Source organism: Streptomyces sp. 2-1 (assembly GCF_048564895.1).
Taxonomy (GTDB): domain Bacteria; phylum Actinomycetota; class Actinomycetes; order Streptomycetales; family Streptomycetaceae; genus Streptomyces; species Streptomyces phaeochromogenes.
Genome location: NZ_CP183383.1, coordinates 5,850,324 through 5,875,145, shown reverse-complemented (window position 1 = coordinate 5,875,145; position 24,822 = coordinate 5,850,324). Strand labels below are relative to the sequence as shown.

The 24,822-nt window shown below is 72.7% G+C and carries 28 protein-coding genes and 2 tRNA genes; 24 read left to right on the top strand and 6 right to left on the bottom strand.

The window, feature by feature from the left end:
• Positions 1-67 precede the first annotated feature (67 nt).
• The gene (locus tag ACN20J_RS25930; RefSeq protein ID WP_361912849.1) at positions 68-208 is read left to right on the top strand and encodes a hypothetical protein; all 141 of its coding nucleotides are present in this window, start codon (positions 68-70) and stop codon (positions 206-208) included.
• 136 nt (positions 209-344) lie between these two features.
• Here ACN20J_RS25930 and ACN20J_RS25925 read toward each other — a convergent pair.
• Together ACN20J_RS25925 and ACN20J_RS25920 are read right to left on the bottom strand one after the other, a co-directional pair.
• Positions 345-417 (bottom strand) — tRNA-Arg (locus ACN20J_RS25925).
• Between the two features lie 231 nt (positions 418-648).
• Positions 649-739: transfer RNA gene (locus tag ACN20J_RS25920), tRNA-Ser, on the bottom strand.
• 377 nt (positions 740-1,116) lie between these two features.
• Between ACN20J_RS25920 and ACN20J_RS25915 the strand changes: the two genes are divergently transcribed.
• Together ACN20J_RS25915 and ACN20J_RS25910 are read left to right on the top strand one after the other, a co-directional pair.
• On the top strand, positions 1,117-1,575 hold the full coding sequence (locus ACN20J_RS25915; RefSeq protein WP_190230852.1) for an SSI family serine proteinase inhibitor: 459 nt from the start codon (positions 1,117-1,119) through the stop codon (positions 1,573-1,575).
• 300 nt (positions 1,576-1,875) lie between these two features.
• Complete coding sequence (locus ACN20J_RS25910) at positions 1,876-6,570, top strand: PAS domain-containing protein (RefSeq protein WP_419666896.1); 4,695 nt, start codon at positions 1,876-1,878, stop codon at positions 6,568-6,570.
• 145 nt (positions 6,571-6,715) lie between these two features.
• On the opposite strand, the gene ACN20J_RS25905 is transcribed toward ACN20J_RS25910, so the two are convergent.
• From ACN20J_RS25905 to ACN20J_RS25890, 4 genes are all read right to left on the bottom strand, one after another.
• Positions 6,716-8,359 (bottom strand): long-chain fatty acid--CoA ligase, encoded by a 1,644-nt coding sequence (locus ACN20J_RS25905; protein ID WP_419666895.1) that lies wholly within the window; start codon positions 8,357-8,359, stop codon positions 6,716-6,718.
• Between the two features lie 87 nt (positions 8,360-8,446).
• Positions 8,447-10,177, bottom strand: a complete 1,731-nt coding sequence (locus ACN20J_RS25900; RefSeq protein ID WP_181849199.1) for a recombinase family protein — start codon at positions 10,175-10,177, stop codon at positions 8,447-8,449.
• Complete coding sequence (locus tag ACN20J_RS25895; protein WP_181849200.1) at positions 10,174-10,524, bottom strand: hypothetical protein; 351 nt, start codon at positions 10,522-10,524, stop codon at positions 10,174-10,176. The genes ACN20J_RS25900 and ACN20J_RS25895 overlap by 4 nt, the downstream gene beginning before the upstream one ends.
• A gap of 32 nt (positions 10,525-10,556) precedes the next feature.
• Positions 10,557-11,009, bottom strand: coding sequence for a helix-turn-helix domain-containing protein (locus ACN20J_RS25890; RefSeq protein ID WP_114528202.1), 453 nt, complete (start codon positions 11,007-11,009; stop codon positions 10,557-10,559).
• Between the two features lie 465 nt (positions 11,010-11,474).
• Here ACN20J_RS25890 and ACN20J_RS25885 point away from each other — a divergent pair, with 465 nt between their 5' ends.
• The 21 genes from ACN20J_RS25885 to ACN20J_RS25785 all read left to right on the top strand — a co-directional run bounded on the left by ACN20J_RS25885 (position 11,475) and on the right by ACN20J_RS25785 (position 24,639).
• Positions 11,475-11,669 carry a hypothetical protein gene (locus tag ACN20J_RS25885; RefSeq protein ID WP_181849202.1) on the top strand — a complete coding sequence of 65 codons (195 nt, stop codon included), beginning with the start codon at positions 11,475-11,477 and terminating at the stop codon, positions 11,667-11,669.
• Between the two features lie 68 nt (positions 11,670-11,737).
• Positions 11,738-12,112 carry a hypothetical protein gene (locus tag ACN20J_RS25880; RefSeq protein WP_250748282.1) on the top strand — a complete coding sequence of 125 codons (375 nt, stop codon included), beginning with the start codon at positions 11,738-11,740 and terminating at the stop codon, positions 12,110-12,112.
• Positions 12,109-12,489, top strand: coding sequence for a hypothetical protein (locus tag ACN20J_RS25875; protein ID WP_114528204.1), 381 nt, complete (start codon positions 12,109-12,111; stop codon positions 12,487-12,489). The genes ACN20J_RS25880 and ACN20J_RS25875 overlap by 4 nt, the downstream gene beginning before the upstream one ends.
• Entirely contained in the window at positions 12,486-13,742 is a 1,257-nt protein-coding gene (locus ACN20J_RS25870; protein ID WP_114528205.1) for a recombinase RecT, read from the top strand. Before ACN20J_RS25875 ends, ACN20J_RS25870 begins: the two co-directional genes overlap by 4 nt.
• Positions 13,739-14,395, top strand: coding sequence for a hypothetical protein (locus ACN20J_RS25865; RefSeq protein ID WP_114528206.1), 657 nt, complete (start codon positions 13,739-13,741; stop codon positions 14,393-14,395). The genes ACN20J_RS25870 and ACN20J_RS25865 overlap by 4 nt, the downstream gene beginning before the upstream one ends.
• Positions 14,392-14,634: an aromatic ring-opening dioxygenase LigA gene (locus tag ACN20J_RS25860; RefSeq protein ID WP_114528207.1), complete on the top strand. Its 243-nt coding sequence runs from the start codon at positions 14,392-14,394 to the stop codon at positions 14,632-14,634. Before ACN20J_RS25865 ends, ACN20J_RS25860 begins: the two co-directional genes overlap by 4 nt.
• A 63-nt stretch (positions 14,635-14,697) precedes the next feature.
• Complete coding sequence (locus ACN20J_RS25855; RefSeq protein WP_114528208.1) at positions 14,698-15,600, top strand: hypothetical protein; 903 nt, start codon at positions 14,698-14,700, stop codon at positions 15,598-15,600.
• Complete coding sequence (locus ACN20J_RS25850; protein WP_419666894.1) at positions 15,597-16,295, top strand: cell surface glycoprotein; 699 nt, start codon at positions 15,597-15,599, stop codon at positions 16,293-16,295. Before ACN20J_RS25855 ends, ACN20J_RS25850 begins: the two co-directional genes overlap by 4 nt.
• Positions 16,292-16,852: a hypothetical protein gene (locus ACN20J_RS25845; RefSeq protein ID WP_114528209.1), complete on the top strand. Its 561-nt coding sequence runs from the start codon at positions 16,292-16,294 to the stop codon at positions 16,850-16,852. Before ACN20J_RS25850 ends, ACN20J_RS25845 begins: the two co-directional genes overlap by 4 nt.
• Positions 16,849-17,010 (top strand): hypothetical protein, encoded by a 162-nt coding sequence (locus tag ACN20J_RS25840; RefSeq protein ID WP_181849203.1) that lies wholly within the window; start codon positions 16,849-16,851, stop codon positions 17,008-17,010. The genes ACN20J_RS25845 and ACN20J_RS25840 overlap by 4 nt, the downstream gene beginning before the upstream one ends.
• Before the next feature lie 131 nt (positions 17,011-17,141).
• Positions 17,142-17,663, top strand: a complete 522-nt coding sequence (locus ACN20J_RS25835; protein ID WP_114528210.1) for an HNH endonuclease signature motif containing protein — start codon at positions 17,142-17,144, stop codon at positions 17,661-17,663.
• Complete coding sequence (locus tag ACN20J_RS25830) at positions 17,663-18,169, top strand: single-stranded DNA-binding protein (RefSeq protein WP_114528211.1); 507 nt, start codon at positions 17,663-17,665, stop codon at positions 18,167-18,169. Before ACN20J_RS25835 ends, ACN20J_RS25830 begins: the two co-directional genes overlap by 1 nt.
• A gap of 86 nt (positions 18,170-18,255) precedes the next feature.
• On the top strand, positions 18,256-18,924 hold the full coding sequence (locus ACN20J_RS25825; RefSeq protein ID WP_114528212.1) for a hypothetical protein: 669 nt from the start codon (positions 18,256-18,258) through the stop codon (positions 18,922-18,924).
• The gene (locus ACN20J_RS25820; RefSeq protein ID WP_158718805.1) at positions 18,921-19,070 is read left to right on the top strand and encodes a hypothetical protein; all 150 of its coding nucleotides are present in this window, start codon (positions 18,921-18,923) and stop codon (positions 19,068-19,070) included. The genes ACN20J_RS25825 and ACN20J_RS25820 overlap by 4 nt, the downstream gene beginning before the upstream one ends.
• Complete coding sequence (locus ACN20J_RS25815; RefSeq protein WP_147286247.1) at positions 19,067-19,987, top strand: hypothetical protein; 921 nt, start codon at positions 19,067-19,069, stop codon at positions 19,985-19,987. The genes ACN20J_RS25820 and ACN20J_RS25815 overlap by 4 nt, the downstream gene beginning before the upstream one ends.
• The gene (locus ACN20J_RS25810; protein WP_147286248.1) at positions 19,984-20,220 is read left to right on the top strand and encodes a hypothetical protein; all 237 of its coding nucleotides are present in this window, start codon (positions 19,984-19,986) and stop codon (positions 20,218-20,220) included. The genes ACN20J_RS25815 and ACN20J_RS25810 overlap by 4 nt, the downstream gene beginning before the upstream one ends.
• A complete protein-coding gene (locus ACN20J_RS25805) occupies positions 20,217-20,462 on the top strand; it encodes a hypothetical protein (RefSeq protein WP_114528213.1) in 246 nt (81 codons plus the stop codon). Before ACN20J_RS25810 ends, ACN20J_RS25805 begins: the two co-directional genes overlap by 4 nt.
• A 19-nt stretch (positions 20,463-20,481) precedes the next feature.
• Positions 20,482-21,309, top strand: coding sequence for a hypothetical protein (locus ACN20J_RS25800; protein WP_114528214.1), 828 nt, complete (start codon positions 20,482-20,484; stop codon positions 21,307-21,309).
• Positions 21,310-21,520: 211 nt separating this feature from the next.
• Positions 21,521-23,311, top strand: coding sequence for a hypothetical protein (locus ACN20J_RS25795; protein WP_419666893.1), 1,791 nt, complete (start codon positions 21,521-21,523; stop codon positions 23,309-23,311).
• A gap of 64 nt (positions 23,312-23,375) precedes the next feature.
• Complete coding sequence (locus ACN20J_RS25790) at positions 23,376-24,116, top strand: hypothetical protein (RefSeq protein WP_419666892.1); 741 nt, start codon at positions 23,376-23,378, stop codon at positions 24,114-24,116.
• Positions 24,117-24,201: 85 nt separating this feature from the next.
• A complete protein-coding gene (locus tag ACN20J_RS25785) occupies positions 24,202-24,639 on the top strand; it encodes a hypothetical protein (RefSeq protein WP_114528216.1) in 438 nt (145 codons plus the stop codon).
• The last annotated feature ends 183 nt before the right edge of the window (positions 24,640-24,822 follow it).

Below are 24,822 nucleotides of genomic sequence, written 5' to 3'. Positions count from 1 at the left end.
CCAATGAACGGGACCCGCCCACCAGCTGCCAGGCCTCCGGGCGGGTCCCACGTCGAAAGGCACGTGAGTGACCACCGACCAGCTCATCATCACCCTGCTCTGCGCGGCCTTCGTGGCGTACGTCGCCAAGGAGCACCCGACCGTGGTGCCGGCGTTGACCCTCGCGGCGGCGGTCGCTGCCGTGATCGCGGCGGTGATGCTCACCTAGAGGACGGCCGAGACGGATCGGTCGGTCTCGGGACCAACCAGCAACGGGCTCCATCCTGAGCCCGTTGCTGTACTTCGCTGCTGTACGCCCCGAAAACGCCAAAGGCCCCGGATCTCTCCGGGGTCTTTGACCTGTGTGCACTCGGCAGGATTCGAACCTGCAACCTTCTGATCCGTAGTCAGATGCTCTATCCGTTAAGCTACGAGTGCTTGTGTGTTCTGTTGTGTTCGCTCTTCCTTCCGGGTTTTTCTTCCCGGTCGGCGTTGCGGGAACAACATTACATGACTGGCGGCGTGAGGCGAAATCCGTTTGTCGGACCCGGTCTGACCTGCGCAAACGACCCCGAAGCGGCCCTCGGCGAGGCCCACGGGACGCCCTCAAACGATCAAGGAACGGCCGAAGCCCCGGTCAGTGATGACCGGGGCTTTCGGGATCTTCGGCGGAGGCGGAGGGATTTGAACCCTCGATGGGATTGAAGTCCCAAACCGCATTAGCAGTGCGGCGCCATAGACCGGACTAGGCGACGCCTCCAGCACAACCGTCCGCGCGAGCGCGAATGGTGCGTGCAGATGATGACACAGCCGAGCGGGCTGTCACCAATCGCCCCCCACGGTACTAGGCGGAAAGGTCAGAGGGCAAAGCCCATCCCGCGGCGCAACGTCACGGCGTGGACGGCGTTAGAGGAGTGGGGCTCACGCCCCCCGGCGACGCCGACCGGCGCCGGACGACGAGACCCACGAGATCTGCGAGATCTGCGAGACCCACAAGATCTGCGAGATCTGCGAGACACCGGAGCCGACGCGGAGGTCGTCCCTCAGGTCCGGGGGTCGTCCCCGTCCGGGGTCGTCCCTCAGATCCCCGTCGGCAGGTCCCCGCCGATTCGCCTCGCCTCACCCACAGGAGCCCTCATGCTGCGCCGCCTCGCCCTCACCGTCGCCACCTCCGCCGCCGCGTCGCTCGCCGCGCTGTCCGCGGCGCCGCCGGCCGCGTACGCCGCGTCGCTTCCTGTCATGCCGCTGCCGGTGAGTGGTGCGGACGACGGTGACCGGCTCACCGTGACGGTGAGCAAGGCGGGCGGTGGCATGGACGGGACGTTCGAGCTGGACTGTCATCCGGTGGGCGGCAGCCACCCCGACGCCCGGGCCGCCTGCGATCAGTTGGACCGGAAGACCACCTGGGGCAAGGACCCGTTCGCGCCGGCCGCCCCGGGTGGGATGTGCACGATGCAGTACGGCGGTCCGGCCACCGCGCACGTCACGGGGACCTGGGCCGGGCGGCCCGTCGACGCGACGTACGCGCGCTCCGACGGGTGCGAGATCGCGCGCTGGGACGCCCTCGTGCCGGTGCTTCCGGGGTTCGGATCGTAGGAATGTCGGTCTTTTGTCTCAGGAGCGCCCGTCTTCGAGGACTTCGGTGCGTGGGGAACGAAAGGCCGAGCGGACAGGATTCGCACAGCGGGCTCATGGGTCGAGGGGGCGAAACTCACGGTCACAGGTTCTCCGTGTCTTCTGCGTCCGTTCTGCGTCCCCTCTACGTGCGACCTCCCTCTCATCCGGCGCCGCGAGCGCAACCACTGCCCGTAGACTCCCTCGCGTGACACGTCGCGGACCGGTTGGCAAGATGGCACCCGCGGTCGGCAAGGTGCGGTAACAGGGAGGAAGCGTCTCGTGAGCAGCAGGCCATCCCGAGGCGCTGCTCGCCTCGCAGCCATACTCGACGCGCTTCCCGATGCGTTGGTGCTGGTCAACGCCAACGGAACGGTCGTCAACGCCAACACCATCGCCCTGGAGGCCTTCGAGGCCCCGGGCACGGCGCTCGTCGGTCGCGGCCTGCTGGATCTGCTGCCGCAGTTCGACTCCCGGCTCATCCCCGGCACGATGCGGCGGCCCGACACCGTCGACGAGAGCGGCCGCACCAGGCCCACCCGGATGATCGCCCGCCGCACCGACGGCAGCGAGTTCCCGGTCGAGGTCACCAGCGCGAACCTGGAGAACGGCCAGCAGGCCTACGACGGTTACGGCTACACCAGCGATGAGCTGCTGATGCTCGTCGTACGCGACCTCTCCGGCACCGTCGACACCGAGGCGGAGCTCGCCCGTTCGCAGCGGCAGACGGAGATGATCCTGCGGGCCGCCGCCGAGGGTGTCGTGGGAACGGACACCGAGGGACGGGTCGTTCTCGTCAACCCGGCCGCCGCGCAGATACTGGGATTCCGGGCCAGCGACCTGGGCGGGCAGGAACTGCACCCGCTGATGCTGCACTCGCGTGCCGACGGCGAGCCCTTCCCGTACGAGGAGTCGCCGCTCGCCGACACCCTGCGCTCCGGGCGCAAGCACCGGGTGCGCGGGCAGGTCCTGTGGTCCAAGAGCGGTGACAAGGTGCCGGTCGACCTGACCACCGCGCCCGTACGGGACGGCGACCAGCTCGTCGGAGCCGTGATGACCTTCACGGACCGCCGGCCGTACGACTCGCTCGCCGAGGAGAAGGACGCCGAGGCCCAGCGGCACCAGGAAGAGCTCGAACAGGCCGCCGAGCAGCACACGAAGGAGCTGGCGGCACTCCGGGAGGAGCACGGCACTCAGCTCGCCGAGCTGAGCGAGCGGCACGAGGAGGAGCTGGCCGCCGGCGACGACCGGTACGCGGCACTCGCCGAGCGCGAGAAGGACCGGTACGAGGCGCTGTCCGCGCGGCACGAGCAGCTGCTCGCCGTGCTCGGACGTTCCCTGCGCGGGCCGCTCGACCAGCTGCGGACGGAGCTGTCGGTCCTCGCCGCGGACGACGCCGGGCAGTTGTGGCCCGAGGCCAACCAGGTGCTGCACCACCTCTCGGCCGGCTACTCGCGCATCACCACGCTCGTCGACAACGTGCTCGCCTACCAGCGCCTCGACTCCGGGACCGAAGAGGTCACCCGTACGAAAGTGATGCTGGACGCGGTCGTCGCGGCCGGTGTCGACGGGGCGGTCGAGCTGATCGGGCCCGGGCGCGTGCAGTTCGCCGTGCACGCGCCGCCCATCGAGGCAGAGGTCGACCCACAGCGGCTCGCGACCGCACTCGCGCATCTCGTCGCGGACGTCGCGGGCGTCGACTCCACGGGCAACGCACCGGTCTCGGCCGGCGGCTACATGGACAACACGGTCGTCGTGGCTGCCGCGCAGCGCGGCGAGGTCGTACGGATCGAGGTGCGCGGGCCGTACACCGGGGGAGACCCGGTGCACGAGCCGATCGTGCGGGGCATCGTGCGCGCGCACGGCGGCGTGCTGCAGACGCACGAGGTTCCCGGGATGAGCGGCAGCGCGTTCGTTCTCGAGGTGCCGATCGGGGGCGGGGCCGGGGCGGTTCCGGCTCCCGGGACGGACGCCGGTACGGCCCTGGCAGTGACTGCGGGTACGGGTGCGGGTGCGGACGCCGGTGTGGGTCCGGGCTCGGATCCGAACGGTGGCGGTGGCGGCGTCGGTTCCGCGGTCGCGCTGCCCGAGCAGGCCTCGCCGCAGGGCGGGGGGCGACGGCGGGCCCGGCGGGCTTCCGTCGACGCCTTCCTGGAGAGCGAGGTCGGGCCCTCTACGGAGACGGCCGTGCCCACCGGGCGTCGCAGGCGCGCCGCCGGGGACGGGAGCGGCGGGGGCGGGGCTCAGCTTGCGCTGCCGGCTCAGGCTTCTACCGACGAGGGCGGCGCCGAGGGTTCCGGCGGGACCGGACGTCGGCGAGGGCGGCCCAGTCCGGCCGAGGGCGACGGCGTCTCCGAGGGCGCGGTCGTGACCGCCGCCGAGCACGCCGCCGGTGCCGCTGCCACGGGGCTCGGGGAGACCGTGCCTCCGCAGGGCGTGCCCGTGCCCGCCGGTGGACGGCGAGCGCGACGGGACGGCGAACGGCAGGCGCTGCCGGCGGCCTTGCCCGCGGCGCCTTCTCCCGCTCCTGACGCGGGTGCCGCCGCGGACGCCAGTGGTGGCGCGCCTCAGCCGACGGGACGGCGTCGGCGTGCGCTGGCCGCCGCGGCCGAGCGTGCGGCGGCGCAGGAGGCGGGACCGCGCGCGGTGTTCGCGCTCCCGCCGGCCGAGGCGGACCGTTCTCCCGAGTACGCCGCCGCCCAGCAGGCCGAAGCCCACGGCCAGGCAGCCCTCGCCCAGGCACCAGTCGGTCAGCCGGCTCTCAGTCAGGCAGCGCTCGGGCATGCTCCCGCCCAGGCCGACGACGGGCGCCACGACGTGGCCTCGCACAACGCGGGCGACGATCACACACCGCCCCAGCCTCATCCCTTGCAGGCGCCCAGCGGGCGTCGACGGGCCCGGCAGGCGGCGGGCGAGCTCGATGCGGCCCCCGCCACCGGGGCGCCGGGAGTTCCCGGGCAGATGGCTCCGGCGCAGGGTGCTCCCCAGGCACCGGGTGTGCAGGGTGCGCCCGTCGCGCCCGGGCAGGCCGTTGCGGTTCCGGGTCAGGGGGTTCCTGGGCAGGCGGTTGCTGGACTAGGAGCTCCTGGACAGGGGATGCCCGCGCAACTGGGCCCCGTACAGGGCGTTCCCGGGCAGGCAATGCCCCTGCCCGGGCAGCTGCCCCAGGCGCAGGGCGTGTCCGCTGAGGGCATGGCGCCGCAGGCTGCTTCCGGGCAGCCTCTGCCCGTCGCCGTACCCGCCCAGGGAGATCCCGGTCAGGGCGCCCCCGCCCAGGCCGGTCCCGTTCCCGGACAGGCCGTTCCTCCGCAGGGCATGCCCCAACCGGGTGCCCCGGGACAGGCTCTACCGCCGCAGGCCGTGCCGGGCCAGGTCGCGCAGGCGGGTGCGGCTGGTCCTGCGGGAGCCGTCAGCCCCGGCGGAGTGCCGGTGGCCGCTGCGCCCGCCCAGGGCGCCCAGGCCCCCGCGCAGAACGCCCAGCAGCAGCCGCCCCAGACCCCCGCGGACGCGGCTGCGGGTGCAGGTGCGGCTGCGGCTGCGGCACAGCAGCCCTGGCCCGGTGCCGCCGATACCTCCGGCGCCGGGATCCCCGTACAGCAGGAGGCCGGTGCGGCGGGTCAGCCCTGGCCGGGTACGGCCGACGGACCGGCGGACCCGGAGTCCGCGCCTGCGCCTGCTCCCGTCACGGAGCAGCCCCGTGCCGCCCAGCCGCTCCCCGCCGAGGCCGCTGCGCCTGCAGCAGCTCCCGTCGACCCCAACTCGACGCAGGGCCGCGCGTTCAGCGTCCGCACGCTGGGGCAGGGCGTTCCGTTCGGCCGCCGCATGACGGACGCGCAGCAACCCCGGCAGAGCCGACCCGCGTCCCAGACGCCCCAGCCACTTCCTCAGCAGGCTCAGGCCCAGGCGCAGGCTCAAGCCCCGGTCCAGGCCCAAGCCCAGGCTCAGACCGCTCCGCAGCCCCAGGCGCCCACGCCTCCGCCGCACGCGACCAACGGCTCCGGGCGGCGTCGTAAGCTCGGCACCCGACCCGAGCCCGTCGCCGACGTCGCCGAGCAGACGGACACGGCGGCCCGCCCGCACCCGCAGGGCAGTGGACCCCAGTCCCGGCTGGCCAACACCACCGAGGGCACCGGCCGTTCGTACGCCATAGGAGCCCCTGACGAAAACGCCGACGAGGGCCCCGAACCGCTCGACGGCCCCGGCGGTGCGGTCGAGGTCGCGAACCAGCCCCATCCGCAGCCGATGGACGACGAGCTGCCCCCGGAGCCGCTCGACAACCCGCGTCGGCTGCTGGTCTGGCCCGCGCCGGACATCACCACCCAGCAGGCGCTGAGCGACCGCGGCTACCGGCCCGTCATCGTGCACTCGCGCGAGGAGGTCGACGCACAGATCGCCGCCTTCCCGGCCGCGCTCTTCGTGGACCCGCTCACCGGCCCGATCACGCGCACCGCACTCCAGTCGCTGCGTCAGGCCGCCGTCGCCGCCGAGGTCCCGGTCCTGGTGACGGCGGGGCTCGGCCAGGCGACGCGCGAGGCGGCGTACGGCGCCGACCCGGCCGTACTCCTCAAGGCCCTCGCCCCGCGCGACAGCGAACAGCACCCGCCGCGCGTCCTGCTCATCGAGGAGCACGCGGAGATCGCGCTGGCGCTGACCTCGACGCTGGAACGGCGCGGAATGCAGGTCGCACGCGCCTCGTCGGACGAGGACGCCGTCACGCTGGCCTCGCAGATGCGGCCGAACCTGGTCGTGATGGACCTGATGCAGGTACGCCGCCGACGCGCCGGAATCGTCGACTGGCTGCGGGCGAACGGCCAGCTCAACCGCACCCCGCTCGTCGTCTACACCGCCGCCGTCGACCCGACCGAACTGCCGCGCCTGGCGGCGGGGGAGACGGTGCTGTTCCTCGCGGAGCGGTCGACGAGCACCGAGGTGCAGGGCCGGATCGTGGACCTGCTGGCACGCATCGGCACGAACTGAGCGCCCTTCCTGCCCAGCGCCGGTGATTCCGTAAGAAGTTCACGTGCTCATACGTGAGTTGGGGCGTTGTTTCACGTGAAACAACGCCCCAACTCACGTATCGGCCTAAATGCGGTCATAGGGCTTTCGCCAGCCCTCGATGACCTCAGATCTGGGTGACGTCCAGCTCACCCGCCGCGTACTGCCTGCGCAGCACCTTCTTGTCGAACTTGCCCACGCTCGTCTTCGGTACCGACTCGATGATCGTCCAGCGCTCGGGAAGCTGCCACTTGGCGATCTTTCCCTCACCGGCGAGGAAGGACCGGAGGGACTCGAAGTCGGCGCCGGAGCCTTCCTTCAACACGACGGTGGCGAGCGGGCGTTCGCCCCACTTGTCGTCCGGGACGGCGACGACCGCGGCCTCGGCGACGTCGGGGTGGGCCATGAGCGCGTTCTCCAGGTCCACCGATGAGATCCACTCTCCGCCGGACTTGATGACGTCCTTGGCGCGGTCGGTGAGGGTCAGGAAGCCGTCGGGGCTGATCGTGCCGACGTCGCCGGTCTTGAGCCAGCCGTCCTCGCTGAACTTGTCGGCGGGGCGCAGGACTTCGGCGCCCTGACCGCCGTAGTACGCGCCCGCGATCCAGGGACCACGGACCTCGAGTTCGCCGGCCGACTCGCCGTCCCACGGCAGCCGCTCGCCGCCGGGACCGGTCAGCCGGGCCTCGACACTCGCCGGGAAACGGCCCTGCGTGAGGCGGTACGCGAACTCCTCGTCCGTGCCCACCACCTGGGCCGGGGGACGCGCGATCGTGCCGAGCGGAGAGGTCTCCGTCATGCCCCAGGCGTGGCAGACGCGCATGCCGAGCTCGTCGAAGGCCTTCATCAGGGCGGGCGGACACGCGGAGCCGCCGATGGTGACCTGGGTCAGCGAACTCACGTCACGGGGCTTGGCCTTGAGCTCCGCCAGCAGGCCCTGCCAGATCGTCGGGACGGCTGCCGCGTGCGTCGGACGCTGGCTCTCGATCATCTCGGCGAGCGGGGCGGGCTGGAGGAACCGGTCCGGCATCAGCACGTTCACGCCGGTCATGAACATCGCGTGCGGCAGGCCCCAGGCGTTCACATGGAACTGCGGGACGACGACGAGGGAGGTGTCCGCGTCGGTGAGGCCCATGGACTGCGCCATGTTGACCTGCATCGAGTGCAGGTAGATCGACCGGTGGGAGTAGATCACGCCCTTGGGGTCGCCGGTCGTGCCGGAGGTGTAGCACATGGCCGCGGCCTGGCGCTCGTCCAGCTCGGGCCAGTCGTAGCTCTCCGGCTTGTCGGCGATCAGGTCCTCGTACTCGTGCACCTGGACCGACGCCCCGTCCAGCAGCGAACGGTCACCGGGGCCGGAGACCACCACGTGCTCGATGGTCTTGAGGTGGGGCAGCAGCGGCGCGAGCAGCGGGAGCAGCGAACCGTTGGCGACGACCACGCGGTCGGCGGCGTGGTTGACGATCCAGACGAGCTGCTCGGGAGGCAGCCGGAGGTTGAGCGTGTGGAGGATCGCACCCATGGCGGGGATGGCGTAGTACGCCTCGACGTGCTCGGCGTTGTTCCACATGAGAGTGCCCAAAACATCCGACTCGCTCACTCCCAGTTCGTCGCGGAGCGCGTTCGCCAGTTGTGCGGCGCGGTTGCCGATCTCGGCGAAACTGCGGCGGTGCGGTTCAGGCTCGCCGGTCCATGTGGTGACCTGAGACGAACCGTGGATCTTCCGGCCGTGTTCCAGAATCCGCGAGACAAGCAGCGGTACATCTTGCATCGTGCCGTACACCGGTGGGCCTCCCCATTGAGTTACGCGGCGGTAGCGCCTGTCCGCGATTCTCGGGGCATACCACGCGGTATGTCACTACCTCGGGGGAATCTGTTCCCAGGTGTCTGGACGTGTCCAGAGTTCGGCGGACAGCCACAGGCCGGCCGTAGCGGTCCCGAACGGCCCTCGACAGATACGGGCCCGCTCCCACGGGTCCGGCTCCCACAGGGGGTGCACCGTCACCGCAACGCCCTCGCCACCCGGGATCGGTTCGCCGTTCTCGTCCTTCTTACGGGACAGCACGACGCGCCGTACCAGTTGCTTGATCATGGCGTTCCGCTCGGACGTGTTGAACGTCTTCCACTCGGCCGCGATGCTCACGACCAGCCGGTCGAAATCTGAGCGTCGCGGCGCCTCGGCTACGTCGGCCTGCTTCTCAAGCTCGCGCTTGATCCGCTCCTGACGCTGCACGTAGGTGTCGCGCGCCCGCTCGAACGCCCCCGCCGGGTACTTCTCGGGGTGCTCGGCCTGGTCCATGATCAGGCGAGTGAGGGCGGCCTCGGCCGTCTCGTACTCCGCCGTGAGCTTGGCGCGGGCGAGCTTGGCGAGGGCCCGCTCGTCGACTTTCGGCTCGTCCTTCTCGGTCGGCGGCGCGGTGTCGACGCCCGGCGCCGCCTCGCGCATGAGCCACTTCTCGACCTCCTTCTCGACGGGGACGCGCTGAATCCAGATGCCTTCGCACTTGGTGCCGCCGGACGCTGCACGCTGCGAACAGCGGTAGGCGTGACCGTTGAGGTTGATCACCTCACCGGCGGCGTTCCTCCACCTGTTGGTGGTCATGCTGGTACCGCCGCGGCACGCGTCATGACGGACGATGCCCGTCAGTTCGTAGATGGCGTTCCGGGCCCGTGGCGGGGTGTTCTGGACCTCCGTGCGCCTGGCGCGGTACTTCTGCCACAGGTCGTAGTCGATCAGTTCCTCGTGTGCGCCCTGTGCGAAGAAGTAGTTCGGGCAACTGCCGTTGGTCCTCCTTCCGTTGCACTTGCAGTCGTCGTCATGGATGCGGAGCAGACCGGCGGGGAATCCGCCGTCCATGTAGCGGGTGAGGGTCTGCGTCGTCCACAGGGTGCCGCGGGTGGTGCGGTGCCCGCTGTTGTTGAGCCACCCGCAAAGCGAGGCGAACCCCTTCGGCTTCGTGGGGTGCGTGTACATGCGATACAGCTCGGCGACGATCGGGCCGACCTCGGGGTGAGGCTCGTACTTCTCGTCTTGCAGCTTCTCGGTTCGGGCATCCCATCGGCGGTGCCAGATGTACCCGAATCGGGGGCGCCCGGTGGCCGGGAGTCCCTGTGCCCGGCGGTGCTGGTGCGTTTCGCTCCATGCCTCGCCGATGCGGTCGCTTTCGAACGCTGCGAACTCAAGGATCATGCCGCGTTGGAACCGACCGATAGCGGTCGTGGCGTCGACCGGTTCGGTCGCACTGACCAACTGTCCGCCGATGGATTCGACGCGCGCGAGGTTAATCGCGTTGCCGGCGCGGTCGCGTCCGAAGCGCGAGTATCGCCATACGGCGATGCCCTTCTCTTTCCCCTTCTCGACGATCTCGATTGCCCGCATGATCTTGCGCTTGAAGTTGCGGCCGGTTGTGTCGAGGTCTTCGATCCATTCGGTGATCTCGGCTCCGTGGCGCTTGGCCCATTCGAGGATGGCCGCGCGCTGGATCTCCGGACTGATCTTCTCCTCTTTCCAGGTCGAGACCCGGATGTATCCGACGTACGGAGCCAGCTTCGTACGTTTGAACGTGGCAGGTATCTGCGCTGTTGTCACAGTGCCTTCCGTTCGGATTGGTGGGTGTTGTGCGGGCGCAGTGTGATCACGTTGCCCGCGACCTGCTCGTCGCGGTCCCGGTTGCCACCGCGGCGCGGTGCGGGGGGTACGTCGAGCAGGCCGCGCGCGACGTGGTCGAGGGCGCGCATGTAGCCGGCGTTGTCGGCGTTGGTGAGCTGGTCGGCCGAGACGCGTTGCGAGTTGTGCACGGTGCGGATGATGAGCAGGGGTACGGCGGTGAGCACGAGGAACAGCCCGGCTCGCCACAAGTCGTCGTTGTTGCCGAGTAGTCCGAGGACGCCGAAGGACAGTCCCGCCATGAGCAGGGCGACTGCGAAAACGGGCATGTACCGGTGCGTCACTGCTGTGCCTCCGTGCGTTAGTTCTCGGCGGCGTGATCCCCGCCGTTTGCGGCTCGCTGCTTGCGCAGGGTTTCTGTGAAGGAGACGAACAGTTCGACGCCTTGGGGGTCGGTGATCCCCAGTTCGTTGGCTGCTGCCTCGGGTGTCAGTGGGTCGGTGCGGGGGGTTTGCTGCCGGATGGCGAGCAGGACGTCGCGGGTGAGGATGCCGGCGGCGACCAGGACCTCGGCGAGCGGGAGGTCGAGGGTTTCGGAGAGCGCTTCCAGGACGCGCGTTTCCGGGGCGCCTTGACCGCGCAACATGCGGCTGATGGACGCTTGCCCGATACCCGAGTCGGCGGCGAAGCGCGTTTGCCCGCCGCCCCTAGGTCGTAGGTCGTAGCCGCGGCGTTCGAGTTGGTCTCTCAGCCAGTCTGCGAACTCCGCGGGCGTGGCCCGGTCGTTCTTCCGTGGGGGATTCGTTCGATCCATGGATGGAACATACCGCGCGTGGGGCGCTACTACCACATGATCGTTTGAAGCCGCCCGGAATAAGCACGTTTGGCACAGTCCACCCCCCTGAGCTGCCGCCATGCAGTCGAACAGGTGACCGATTGTTGCCGCGCATATGCCACGTGTCAACAGAGTTCGGAACTCCCAAGTCCGCTCGCATATGCCACGTCGAACGCCCGTACGTCGTGCTAACGTTCCATCCGTGGATAGAACAAACCATCCACGGAAGGACGATGCCGCTATGTACGACCGCGCCACTCTGGTCACAGCCGCCCAAGCAGCAGGCGACCGCAACCCGTCAGACACCGCAAGACGGTTGAAGGTTGCACGTAATACCGCATGGCGCCTGTGGAACGGACACACCGCCCCAAGTGCCGCCATTGCCGCGGCAGTTGAGGAGCACTACGGCGTTACCGCTGGTCAACTGATCAAGCGAGCCGCCGCATGACCGGCCCCGTGATCTCCCGCGACCAGGCGTTCGCCAACGCCCGCCGGGTCCTCGACGCCGCCCGCGACCGCCGCGACAGCGACCGCGCCGCCGGCCGCCTCGACCCCGAGGCCGAACTCATCTTGCGCCGCCTCGAACGGCAGCAGCGCGCCGAGCAGGCGCCCGCCGTCGAGCACCGCGCCGCCGCCTGAAACGCGCGAGGGCCGCCCGGAAGCGACCCGGACGGCCCCGCCCGACCGAACCCCGAGAGGTACCGATCGTGAACACCACCCAGCCTACCGCCGCCCCCCGCGCCGCCGAGGCCGTCGCCGGCGCCCTCGCCGCCCGCAAGCGCCTCGCCCTCACGGGCGTGATCGCCCGACAGCTCGACCAGATCGCCCCCGGCACCGCCCGCGTGCGGATCGTCCCCGTGACCACCGACCGCGACGGCGAACCGCGCATCGCAACGTGGGTCAGCCTCGACGACGCCCTCGGCCTGCCGCTCAAGGCCGACCGCGCCGCGCACCGCGCCGCCCGCGGCCTGCTCCGCCGGGCGTTCCCCGCCGCCGACTGGACCCGCGCGCACGCCTACGACGTCGCGGCCGGCGACCTCGCCCTCGACGCGCCGACCCTGCCCGAGGAGCTGCACCAGTGATCCGCCCCCAGCTCAGCGCCGACGGCCTCGCCGTCCGCCTGCCGATCGCCGCCCGCGCCGAGTCCATCCTCGACGACCTCGCCCTCGCGTACGCCGAGGACCCCGACACCGTCGGCGCCCTGCTCACCCACCACGGCGACAACGTGCGTGCCCTCGACCACGCGATCTATGCGCACGACATGCCCGAGTACGAGCGCGCCATGAGGGCCGCCGCCGCGGACGGAAGCCGCGAGGCCCTGGCCGCCGAGGCGCCGATCGCCGCCGACCTCGACGACCTGCTCGACCCCGACTCGGCGATCACCCTCGCCGGCCGGATCACCAGGCTCGCCGGCCGTATCCGCCACACCCCCGCACAGAACAGGAAGACCCACCCGTGACCGTCACCACCCTGCCCACCGCTCACGCCCCGGTCGCGGTCGCGCCCGCCCGCGGGGGCGCCCTGTCCCTCTCCCAGATGAGCCCTTACGAGGCGTGGCAGTTCTGCGAGTCCCTGGCCAACACGCCTCTACTGCCCGACGTCTACCGCAAGAACCCCGCATCCGTTCTGTGGGCACTGGAGTACGGCCGCGCCCTCGGCCTCGACGTCGTCACCACCATCACGACGATTCACGTGATCAAGGGCAAGCCGTGCCAGTCCGCCGACCTCATGCTCGGCCGCGCCCGCTCCGCCGGGCACCGCGTGCGGATCAAGTCCGAGCGCACCCGGTGCGTTGTGTCGATCCAGCGGCACGACGACACCGACGACGAAACGGTCGTCGAGTGGACCCTCGACGACGCCGTGACCGCTGGTCTGTGCACGCTCAAGAACGACCGCCCGTACGCCCGCGACAAGCACGGCGACCCCACCCCGTGGGAGAAGTTCCCGCGCGCCATGCTGCGGGCCCGATGCATCGCCGAGGCCGTGCGTATCGCGTGCCCCGAAGTGCTGCACGGGGCGATCTACACGCCCGAGGAGTTGGGCGCCGTCGTCGACCAGGAGGGAAACCCGGTCGCCGTCGAGCGGACCGACGCCCCGCCCATGCAGCAGACGGCGACCGTCGTGCAGTCGACGCCGAACGGCCCCCCGGCCGCGACCGCGCCGACGCGCGACTACCTCGCCGAGGCCGCCGAGACGGCCGACGCCGACCAGCTCGCCGCGATCCTCGCCGACGCCGAAGCGAACGGCGCCCCCGCGGACTACATGGTGTGCCTCGGCGAACTCCGCGACGCGCACGCCGCCGAGGCCGTCGGCCCCGTCCGCGAGCTGCACGCCGCCGCCCAGGCCCGGGGCGTTCACCCCGACCACCTCGCACGCCTCGCCGCCATCGGCGCCACCAAGCCGGGCGCCAAGCAGCAGGCCGGGGGGAACGAGGAGCGCCAGGCGCCCGAGGAGCAGGGCACCCCGGCCGGACCGGCGCCGCACTCGGTATCCGACGCGGTCGCCGCCGAGGCCGCCATACCGGCCGGCGTCGCCAACGCCGAGCAGGCCGCCGCCGAGGCCGAGAACCGGCTCAGGCTCGCCGCGAGCCGCGCCCAGCTCGCCAACCTCGACGAGGCGTTCGAGCGCGTGCACGGCTTGCCGATCGAGCACGCCCCGGCCGCCGCCCTCGACGCGTTCCGCGCCATGATCGAGAACGGGGGCGCCCAGTGACCGAGCAGCCCCAGACCGAGCAGGCCGAAGCCAAGCCGACCGCGCCCGACCCCGTCGTCGTCCGCGACGCCGTGACCCGACAGGCCGTCCTCGGCGCCCTGCTCGACGAGGTCAAGAGCGCGTACAAGGACGCCAAGAAGGCCGCCGACGACCTGCTCGACAAGTCGCACAAGGCCGGCGGGACGACTCAGGTCGACGCCCTGTTGCCCGACGGGACGAAGGTCGGTTCGTCGTCCCGTTCGGGGGGCGAGCGCGAGGCCCAGGTCGTCGACGCCGAGGCGTTTCGCGGGTGGGTCCGGGACAACTACCCGACCGAGCACGTCGTCGAGTTCGTGCCCGCCCAGGTGCTCACCAGCGTGCGCCCCGGATTTGCCGGCAAGGTGCTCGCCGAGGCGACCGCGGCCGGTACCTCCCAGTTCGTCGACGGGACGTCCGGTGTCGTGCACGACGTGCCCGGCGTCGAGTTGAGGCCGTCGAGGGCCGCCTCGCACCGCCTCACCTACACCCGGGGGAGTAAGGCGCAGCCGACGAGTGGGCGCGACCTGGTCGCCGCCGCGTGGCGTGCGGGCGTCCTGGTCGAGTTCCTGCCCGCCCTCGCCCCGGCCGCGCCGACGGCCGCGGCCACGGCGCCGGCCGAGGAGCCCGAGCAGTGACCCGGGCGACCGCCGCGAGCCTCGCCGCCATGCGTCGCCGCCTCGACGAGCCGCCGCCCGAGAACGTGCCCGGTCAGCTCGCCGTCGAGGTCCCGGCCGGCGAGGACAAGCCGCCGCCCGCGTGCGGCCACGGGAACCCCCAGTGCGGCGCCCGGCCCGTTCGGTTCTACCCGTGCGGCCACCGGTGCGAGGAGCACCAGCCGAGCAAGACCCGCCCGTATTTCACTCCCTCGCCTTGACCGGCCCCCGGGGGCGAGGCCGCCCTCGCCCCCGGGCCCCCAGCACGACAGGAGCGCCACCCCGTGACCCTCGACGCCATGGATTGGGTGTGGACCCGCGCGAAGGCGCGCGGGAACGCCCGCCTAGTCCTGCTCGCCGTCGCCGACGCCGCGACCGGCCCCGAGGCCACCGCGCGCATGGGTACGGCCGAGTTCATGCGCCGGCTCGCCGCGTCCCGCTCGACCGCGCGCGCCGCCGTCGACGCCGCCCTCGCCAGTGGCGAACTGGTCGAGGACGAGCCCGCCAAGGGCAGCCGCGCGACCCGGTACAAGCTCCCCGGAGCCGTCGGGTACCGCCGGACCGCACGCGCTACCGGGCCGGAATCCGGCCCCATAGCCCCGGAGACCCCCGGGCCGGAATCCGGCCCCCTACCGGCTACCGGGCCGGATCTCGGCCCCTTTACCGGGCCGGAGTCCGGTCCCCTCGCAGATACGCCGGAGACCCCTTACCGGGCCGAATCTCGGCCCCTTTGGGGACCGGATTTCGGCCCCCATCACCCACCCATAGAGGGATTGAGTGAAGGAGGGAGCGAGCGTGCACGCGACGCGGTCGCAGTGATCCCCGAGTTCGCCCGCCCCCTGGTCGACCAGATCACCGCCGCCGGCGTCCTGGTCGCGTGGAACCTCGCCCCGGCCGAGTGGTTCATCGTCGACGCCCTGGTGAAACGTTCCGGCCTCGACATGCTCGCCACCGCCGCAGTGCAGGCCGCCGCCCGCAACCGCAAGGGCGTATCGCACGCCCGCTACTTCCTGCGGGCGTGGCAGTCGCTACCGCCTGCCCCCGCGCCCGGCACCGTCCCGGCCGCCGCCCCGGCCGCCCACGCCTCGAACGTGATCCCCCTCGACCGCGCCCAGCCCCGCGGACGCGTCGCCCAGTCCGCCGACTACCTCGCCGAAGCCCTCGCCGCCATGGAGGCCCAGCCGTGACCCCCCGTGAAGTTGCCGCCCTGATCGCCTACGTCGTCAAGCTCGACCCGCGCCTCGCCCTCGACGACCAGGCCGCCGCCGCCGAACGGCTCGCCCAGTGGTGCGACCTGCTCAGCGACGTTCCCGCCCAGGCGCACGGGTGGGACGCCGCCCGCGTCGCCCGCGACTACATCGCCCGCAACCCGTACCGCATCCAGCCGTCGGACGTGTCCCGGCCGTGGCACACCCACAAGGCCGACCAGATAGGCCGGCACGTGGGCACGTTCGAGCCCACCGCGCACCCGGAGATCGACCCGGACGACGAGACCGGCGACGCGTATGTCGCCGCACTGCGCCACGAGCGCGAGGCCGTCGCCGCGGGGCGGATCGCACCCGTCACGCTCCGCGCCATCACCGCGGGCCCGGCCGCCGCCGAGGTCGAGCGCCGCCTCGCCGCCCTCGGCGAGTACATGCCCCGCAGCGTCAAGCAGGTACTTGCCGAGCACCGGCCGCGCCGGACCGAACGCGAGCGCGCCGCCGTCGAGGGCCGCCCCGACCCCCTCGACGTGTCGTGCGTCTACGAGCACTGCCTCGCCCCCGTCGGCGAGCCGTGCCGCAACGCCCGCCGCCAGGTCCGCGCCAAGCCCCACCCGACCCGCCTCGACCGCGCCACCGCCCACCAGGCCCGCCGCCAGGAGCAGGAGACCGCAGCATGAGCCCGACCCCGAAGCAGGCCCGCACCCACCGCCGCAAGGCCGCGACCGGCGACCGGACGAAGAACGTCACGTCGTGGCGCGTCGAGGCGAGTTGGGACCACCGCCCCGACGCACCGGTCGTCATCCGGACGTCGGACAAGAGGCAGGCCCGCCGCAAGGTGGCCGACCTCGCCGACAAGGGCGCGTACGTGATCTTCCAGGAACACGAGGGGTGGGACCGGTGGCGCACCGTGCGCGAGGTCGACGGCGCCGCCCTGCTCGCCGAGCGCGACGCCGAGCAGCAGCTCGCCGCCGCCGGGCACCCGCCGGCCCCGCCCGCGTACCGGCCGGACGCCGACGACCGACACCGCACGTGGCTCGCATGGATGAGCGCCCGCGCCGAGGCCGACCGCCGCGCCGCCGAGCAGGCCGCCCGCGAGCAGGCCGAGGCCGGCGCCCGTCGCCGTCGCCTCGCCGCCGAGGCGCACCGCGACGCCCGCGCCCTCATGTCGCCGCCCGCGATCGTCCGGCCCGAGAACCGGCAGCGCGCCCGGCACATCACCGGGGCGCAGCGATGACCCCGGCCGCCCTCGCCGTTGTCCGGGCCGCCGTCGAGGACGCCCAGCGCGACCACGTCGAGCAGCCGGCCGACGTCGTCGAGCGGATCGCCACGGAGCTACGCCACCAGGGTTGGACGCTCGCCCCGCTCGAACAGCCCGAGCCGTACGCAGCCTGACGCCGCAGCACACGGGGGCGAAACCGATCGAACAAGGGCCGCCCCCGTGCTGTATCTTCCATCCATGGATGGTTTGAGCCATCCGAGAAAGCACGTCCAGTCGTCGCCATACATCCCGCGGAGGTACGTCCATGAGCCGGCCCACAGCCGCCGAGCGATTCGCCGCCAAGACGACCCCCGGGACCACCCCCGACGGCCCCAACACCCCCGACACCCCGTGCCTGTTGTGGCCCGAGGGCAGCCTCGACCGCGACGGATACGGCCGCTTCTGGATCGACGGCCGAGTCGTCCCCGCCCACCGCTGGTCGTACGAGCAGAAGCGCGGGCCCATACCCGCCGGCCTCGAACTCGACCACACGTGCAGCGTCCGCCGATGCGTCGCCGACGACCACCTCGACCCCGTCGACCACCGAACCAACGTGCTCCGCTCGACCGGCCCCTCGGCGATCAACGCCCGCCGCACGAAGTGCGTGAACGGCCACGACCTCACCGACCCGGACAACGTCCGCGTGAGCTACCCCCCGTCGCACCCCAACGGGATGCGCAAGTGCCGCGCGTGCGCCCGCGACCGCGCCCGCCGTGCCCGCGAGCCCCAGCTCGCCCCCGTCGCCACCCTTCCCACCCGCACCACCCCCGAGAGGACCGCCGCGTAATGGCTGGAGAGACCCCGATCACCGTCGTCGGAAACGTCGTCGCCGACCCCGAGTTGCGATTCACCCCCGCCGGCGCCGCCGTGGCGAACTTCCGGATCGCCTCGACGCCCCGCACGTTCGACCGCGTCACGAACGAGTGGAAAGACGGCGACACCCTGTTTCTGTCCGTCAGCGTGTGGCGCCAGCAGGCCGAGAACGTCGCCGAGTCCATCAAGCGCGGCGACCGCGTGATCGTCGTCGGCCGCCTCGGACAGCGCCAGTACGAGAAGGACGGCGAGCGCAAGTCGTCGTACGAGGTACAGGCCGAGGACGTCGGCCCCGCACTCAAGAACGCGACCGCCCAGGTCGCCAAGAACGGCCAGCAGAACGGCCAGCAGCAGCGCCCCCAGGGATACGGCCAGGGATACGGCCAGCAGGCCCCCCAGCAGGGTTACGGAGCGCCCCAGGCCGACCAGTGGAGCACCCAGCAGCCCCGCCAGGGATACACCGACGAGCCGCCGTTCTAGGCCCTCGCCGCGACCGGTCGCGGGCCGCCCCGTGCGCGGGCGTGCGCGCGTCTACCACCCACCACTGACACAGGAGCGAACCCAGCATGACCCGCATCCCCGATTCCGTCGCCGTCGCCTCGCTCGACACCCATCGTCTGATCGTCGCCGTCCCGAACCACGGCCCCGCGGAGGTGTCGTGCAACCTTCCGCGCCCGGTCGCCGCGTCCGTACTGCGACAGCTCGCCGACGGCCTCGACAGCCCGGCCGGCCAGTGCGAGACCGCGCTCATAACCGGCCGCCCGTGCCCCGTCCATGACGCCCCCGCCTCGCCGTCCGAGACCCCGCGACCGGCCGGCCTCGACGCCCTGCTCGGCTACGTCGCCGCGAGCATGGCCGACGAGGAGCAGGCCGCCGAGCAGCCGGCGCCGCTCACCCCGGGCGACGTGCGCGACGCCCTCGCGTTCAACGCCGACGAGCGCGACCAGGTGCTCGCCACGCTCCGCGACGTCCTGCTCGACACCACCGCGCCGCGCACCCCCGAGCAGGCCCTCGGCGCCGCCCGCATCATCCTCGCCGCGCACGCCCAGCAGCTCGCCGCCCTGGTCGAGGCCGAGCGCACCGAGACCCACACCCGATGGGGACTCAACCGCTCAACCCGCGGAGTGCTCACCGGGTACAGCAGCGCCCGCCGCACCATCCGGACGTACGCCGACCGCCTCGCCGACGAGCAGGCCCTCGCCGAGGGCGCAGCGAACGAGCAGGCCGGCCAGTGACCCCGGCCGTCGCCACCGCGGCGAACCTCGCCGTCGCCGTCTTCCTGCTCGCCGCCTCGGCCCGCCTGATCGTGTGGGCCCTGTCCGGCGAGCCCGGCCGCGTACATCACCCCCAGCACGACGACCAGGAGCAGCCGCCCGCATGAGCCCCCGCACCCAGCAGCGCGCACCCAAGGGACGCGACCGCGACCGCGCCGACCGGCGAGCCGTCGTCGACGTCCTGCTCGCCCGCGCACACCGCGGCGCCCTGTCCCAGGCCGAGGGCGCCCTACTCGCCGAGCACGTGCGCACCGAGCAGCACCTCGCCGACGAGACCCGCCGTGCCATGGCCGGCACGACACAGGCCCTCGAACGCGCCCGCGCCCAGCTCGCCGCCGCCGAGGCCGCCATCGTCGAGGCCGAGCGCGACCGCGACCAGGCCGAGGAGCGCGCCACGGAAGCGAAGCGCGTCGCCGGCGAGCAGGCCGCCGCCGTCGCCCGCGTCGTCGCCCTGGTCGGCCGTCACGCCGCCGTACCGGCCACCGCCGTATGGGCCGCCGTCGACGCCGACCCCGCCGAGCACCGGACCGCCGACGACCGCGCCCGCCGATGGAAGGCCGAGCAGGGCGCCGCCCGCGACGCCGTATCCCGCGTGCGCATCCTCGCCCAACGGATGCGCGCCGGCTCACCCCAGGGCGCAGCAGCGATCTACGCCGAGCGCATCGAGCAGGCCCTCGACAACGATCGCCGCGCCCTCGACCCCGACACCGCGATACGTGCCCGTTTCCTCGACGCCGCCGACTCGACGACGGCCCGCCTCGCCGAGCAGAAGCGCGAGCACGACGTCGCCCTCGCCACCGTCGAGGAGCGGGCCCGCCGCCTCGGCGCCGCCATGCAACGCACCGTCGACCACTACCGCGAGCAGGTCGTCGCCGTCCGGGCCGCACTGCCCGACGAGCCCCGGCCGCGCCTCGGCCTACCGACCGACCTCGCGTACGCCAACGGCCGGCACGACCTCGCCGAACGCGTGCGGTACGTCCTCGACGCACAGCCCGACACCGCCAAGGAGCACCCCACCGCATGAGCGCCACCCGAACCACCGTTGCCGCCGGCGTTGCCCTGGTCGTGATCAGCGCCGCCGCCGTCGTCGCGTGCGACGCCTCGACCGCGTGCGCCGCCCCCGTCCCGCGCCCGGCCCCCGCACCGCGCGTGACCGTGCCCAAGGCGCCAAGCGCACCGAAGGCCCCGAAGCCTCGCACCCCGTCGGGCGTCGTCCCCGTACCCGTCGTCGTCGACGTCGACCAGTGCGACCGGTGACCACCCCGCCGACCATCGACCCCGAGCGCGTGCGCGCAGCCGCCGAGCAGGTGCGCGCCGCGCTTCGGGCGTGGGCCGAGGCCGTCGCCCCCGCCGTCCGCGCCATGGCCGAGGAGTTCGCCCGCCTCGCCGAGCAGCTACGCGAGGCCGGCGTCGTCGACGACCAGGGCCGACCGGCCCGCCGCGACCGCCCCGCATGGCAGAGCCCTTACGGCCCGCCGCCCCGCCGCCGTCAGCACTGAGCACCAGGAGCAACCGCACATGACGACCACCCCCGGCCAGCGCGCCGCCGACGACCTCGCCGCCGTGCGCGAGTCGTGGGGCGACCTGCTCGCCGCGATAGCCGAGCCGCCGCGCGCCGCCGAGTGGATGCCGTACGAACGCCGCGGATTCCTCGACCAGCTCGCCGCCAACGACCGCGCCGACGACGACCAGACCCTCGCCGAGGCCGCCGTCGGCCGTCTGCCGCTCATCCTCCGCGAGCACCCCGCGCCGGCCGATCTCCGCGCCCTCGACGCCGCCCTCGCGGTCGAAGAGGACGTGTTCGAGATGTGCGACACCGTCGCCGAGCGCGTGCAGCTCCCCGCCCGCGACCGGCACGGCCGTTGGACCCTCGGCAGCGACCCGAGCGACCCGCGCTTGTGGAGCCTGCCCACGTACCGCGACGCGGGCCCGACGACGATCGCCTCGACCGGATCACGCGTGTTCGGCCTCCATTGGGCCGCCGTCTGGTTGGAGGGCCGCGCCCTCGACGACCGGGCCGACCGCGACCTGTTCGCCCCCACGCCCGCGACCCTGGTCGACCAGATCGCCGAGGTCGCCCGGACCGCGCGCCGCCGCGTCGAGGGTGCCCTCGGCCGCACCGTCCGGACGATCACGCTCGACGAGTCGTGCCCGTTCTGCCGCGCCGGCCGCATCACCGTGCACAACGGCGGGGGCGACCCGCGACAGGCCGTGGCGACCTGCTCGACCGGCCCGTCGTGCCCGGCACCGGTCGAGGCCGAGCGAGGCCGCCGGGCGTGGCGGGGGCCCGCCCTGGTCGGCCTGTTGACCGCGCTGGAGTCGAGGCGTACCGCCCCGGCCGCGTAGGGCGCAGCGCCCCCCACACCCCCGGGATACGTGCCCCGGGGGTGTTCGCATGCCGTCCCCGAACCGGCCCGATCACGGTTCTGTAACGGTTGCTGTAATGGTTGCTGTAATGACTACAGCAACGGTTAGTGTTGGCCTTCCTGACGGGTCCTCACCCCGACAGGACCGCCGGCCCTCACCCGGCACCGACACGAACCAAGGGAGCGACCCCATGGACCTGTACCGACCCGCCAACCCCCGCAGCCGCGGCGCCGGCCACTACCGCCGCCCCGGCACGTCCGCGAGCTACTGCGGGCGCACCGTGCAGGCGCAGCCCGTCACAGAGGCCGACGTGACCGGCGTGTGCCAGCAGTGCGCCAAGGGCGAGCAGCGCGACCGCGTCGAGGCCGAGCAGGTCGTCGCCGACCGCGACCTCGACGGCCCGACCCTCGCCGAGCGCGCCGGCGTCCGGTACTGCCTGGTTGGCACCGGCCGCCGCGTGCACTACTCGAACAACGACGACACCCTGTGCGGGCGCGAGGTCACCGAGTACACCGACGGCCCCGACAAGCGTCACGACCTGCTGTGCGCTCCGTGCATCAAGGCCGCCGAGAAGCGCGCATACGCCCGCGCCCTCGCCGCCGCCTCGCCGCTCGCCGCCGCCGCGGTCGACCTCGCCGAGACCGTCGAGCAGGCCGACGCCGAGCAGGCCGCGCCCCCGGCCGAGGAGTCGACGCCGGCCGCCGGCACGCTGGTTGACCCGTGGACGTGGATTCGGCGCCCGTCGAGCAGCGACGCCGCCCAGGCCGCCGAGGAGCGCGCCGAGCGTCGCCAGCACCTCGCCGACGCCCGCGGGGCGAACGCCTACGAACTCGCCGTCGCCGCCGTTCGTCAGGTCGTCCGCGAGATGCCCCAGGCCGGCGCCCTCCGCGTCCGCGTCGTCGAGGGCAGCCCCGAGGCGATCCTCGCCCGCGAGGACCTGCACGCCCTCGCCTACAGCGGGCACACCACCGCCGACGCCGTCGCCCGCGTCCGGGCCGCCGTCGCCGCCCACATCCGCCACGGGGAACGCGAGGTGCACATCATGTTCCCCGCCCTCGGCATGCGCCCCGCGCTGTACCTCCCCGACGTCATGGCCCTGTTGATCAGGTGGGACGACCAGGCCGGGGCCCGCCTCGACCAGGCCGTCGCCGAGGCCGGCGAGCAGTTCGGCCGCGCCGCCCGCGCCGTCGACGCCGTCGAGCACGCCGAGCAGGTCGAGGCCGCCGTCGAGACCGTCGAGGACGCCGAAGCCCTGTACGCCGCCGCCCTGGTCACCGAGGCCGAGGCCACCGAGGGCACGTGGCGGGGCGAGTGGATCGGCGAGCAGCCGGCCGCCGACGTCCTGTTCGCCGTCGAGGGCACGGTCGAACAAGGCGCCCTGTTCGCCCCCGCGGCCACCGTCCGCGAGCCGATCGTCGCCCGCGCGAGCTTCAACCGCGCCGACCTCGACCGGATCAAGTCCAAGGCCGCCGCCGACCGCGCCGCGTACCGTGCCGAGACCGACGACCGGATCGCCGCGGAGTGCGCCGCCCACGGCGTGGCCCCGTCGCAGGGCGTACGGGACCGAATCGCCGCCCGTGCCGCCGAGCAGGCACCCGCCCGTCGCGTGATCGAGGGCGTGATCGTCCAGCACGCCGGCACCGCCGAGGGCAGCACCCCGAGCAACGCCTCGCACCCCGACGTCGTCGCCGCCCGCGCCGCCCTCGACGGCCTCGCCGTCGCCACCATGACCGACCACCACGACGTGACCGAGCCGACCGAGGACGAACAGCACGTGCGCGGGTACCTGATCGACCCCCGCGGGCAAGGCCGCGTCGCCGTCTACTGGCTCGAAGGTGGCCGCACCGTCCGCCGCGACCAGATGCCGCACGGGCCCGCCCTCGACTGCCTCGCCGACCGGTTGCAGCGCCGCGGGTGGACCGTCGAGAAGATGCTCAGGTCGTCCGCGTGCGTGTTCGCCCACCGGCCGGCGACCAACTGACCACCGCCCACCGGCCCGCCCTCACCCGAGGGCGGGCCCCGCCCACACCGACAGGAGCCCACCCGTGGACCACGACGAGCGCCAAGCCGAGCCGACCGTCGCCGAACTCCGCGCCGAAGTGGCGCAGCGGATCGCCGACGCGCCGACCGACGACCCCACCGCCGACATGCTGCGGTCGATCGTGCAGTTCCTCGACGACTACACCGCCGAACGCGCCGCCCGCAGCGACGGCCCGAAGGTCGCCCACTACGTCCGCGCCGACGCGTCGACGCTCCCCACGCACCCAGCCGGGCAAGAGGCCGCCGTCGAGGGCATGGCCGCCGCCCACGGCTACACGGTCCGCCGGCGTGGGACGTTCGAGCGGATCGCCGACGACCTGAACCGGCGGGGCGTGCCCACCGACACCCCGCACGGGAAGATCGTCACGGAGATGTTCGAGCTGTTCAACAAGTTCGAGCGCGAGACGGCCGCCGACCGCGCCCTGAACGGCGACACGAACCCGTACGACCTCGAACCGTTCGCCGACGTTCACGACCTCGCCGAGCAGTACGAGCAGGCCAAGGCCGACGACCCGACCCTGTTCGAGCGGTTCCTCGACAACCTCGCGGAAGACCTCGACCTCGACGACGTCAAGGCACTGCGCACGGCCGCCGCCGCCGTCGCCGAATCCATGGGCCGTATCGCCCTCGAAGCCCGTACGCGAGGCATGGGCCCCGACCGGATCGCCAACGAGACCGGATACACCGCGTCCCGGATCGCTCAGTTCCTCCGCGAGGAGCGCGAGCGCCGCGGCGACGCCAAGTAGGCCCGCACACAGAAGCGGGCCCGCCCGGTCCCTCACAGACCGTATGGGCGGGCCCTGACCACCGCAGAAGGAGCGACCCAACCCGATGGCTACCGAGAAGCGTAACCAGAAGACCGCCCCGCCCAAGCCCGGCACCCGTCCGTCATTCCGAGTCGACGACCAACTCGCCGCCGACCTCGCCGTCGTCATGCGTACGGGCGTCAACCTGTCCGACGCCGTACGCAAGGCCGTCGGACAGCTTGCCGGCATGTATCAGACCGCGTGGGCCGAGGGTGTCGTCGCCGAGGGCAAAGCGCCGACCCTGCTCGCCTACCAGCTCCAGCAGGACCCCGCCCTGTTGCCGCCCCGTCCGACGCCGGCACCGGCCCCGACCAGCGCGTATGACGCCCGTCGGCAGCCGTCGGCGCCCCCCGTCGGACGCCCGGCCGCACCGGTCGCACGCCCGTGGGCACCGGCCCCCGGCCGCGGGCCCCAGGTGGCACGCTCCGGACCGTTCCCGGGCGTGCCCGTCCGACGCCCGTAGGACAGCACGCGGGGGCCGTCCGACAGCGCGCGACCGGACGCGCCCCCGCGTAGGCGCGCGCGCCCTCGAACGGACTTGCGCCGTTATCGATCTGTGACCTAATGTTGGGGGCGTCTCCGGCGTGCCCGGAACTCCCCAGACCGCGCCCCCGCGAGCGACTACCGCCCCCGGGGGCGCCGACAA

Bases quoted from the DNA above. Each gene is read 5' to 3' on its own strand.
- ACN20J_RS25915 (WP_190230852.1), top strand. From the start codon at position 1,117: ATGCTGCGCCGCCTCGCCCTCACCGTCGCCACCTCCGCCGCCGCGTCG.
- ACN20J_RS25905 (WP_419666895.1), bottom strand. From the start codon at position 8,359: ATGCAAGATGTACCGCTGCTTGTCTCGCGGATTCTGGAACACGGCCGG.
- ACN20J_RS25895 (WP_181849200.1), bottom strand. From the start codon at position 10,524: ATGCCCGTTTTCGCAGTCGCCCTGCTCATGGCGGGACTGTCCTTCGGC.
- ACN20J_RS25890 (WP_114528202.1), bottom strand. From the start codon at position 11,009: ATGGATCGAACGAATCCCCCACGGAAGAACGACCGGGCCACGCCCGCG.
- ACN20J_RS25885 (WP_181849202.1), top strand. From the start codon at position 11,475: ATGACCGGCCCCGTGATCTCCCGCGACCAGGCGTTCGCCAACGCCCGC.
- ACN20J_RS25845 (WP_114528209.1), top strand. From the start codon at position 16,292: ATGAGCCCGACCCCGAAGCAGGCCCGCACCCACCGCCGCAAGGCCGCG.
- ACN20J_RS25840 (WP_181849203.1), top strand. From the start codon at position 16,849: ATGACCCCGGCCGCCCTCGCCGTTGTCCGGGCCGCCGTCGAGGACGCC.
- ACN20J_RS25835 (WP_114528210.1), top strand. From the start codon at position 17,142: ATGAGCCGGCCCACAGCCGCCGAGCGATTCGCCGCCAAGACGACCCCC.
- ACN20J_RS25830 (WP_114528211.1), top strand. From the start codon at position 17,663: ATGGCTGGAGAGACCCCGATCACCGTCGTCGGAAACGTCGTCGCCGAC.
- ACN20J_RS25825 (WP_114528212.1), top strand. From the start codon at position 18,256: ATGACCCGCATCCCCGATTCCGTCGCCGTCGCCTCGCTCGACACCCAT.
- ACN20J_RS25815 (WP_147286247.1), top strand. From the start codon at position 19,067: ATGAGCCCCCGCACCCAGCAGCGCGCACCCAAGGGACGCGACCGCGAC.
- ACN20J_RS25810 (WP_147286248.1), top strand. From the start codon at position 19,984: ATGAGCGCCACCCGAACCACCGTTGCCGCCGGCGTTGCCCTGGTCGTG.
- ACN20J_RS25800 (WP_114528214.1), top strand. From the start codon at position 20,482: ATGACGACCACCCCCGGCCAGCGCGCCGCCGACGACCTCGCCGCCGTG.
- ACN20J_RS25795 (WP_419666893.1), top strand. From the start codon at position 21,521: ATGGACCTGTACCGACCCGCCAACCCCCGCAGCCGCGGCGCCGGCCAC.
- ACN20J_RS25785 (WP_114528216.1), top strand. From the start codon at position 24,202: ATGGCTACCGAGAAGCGTAACCAGAAGACCGCCCCGCCCAAGCCCGGC.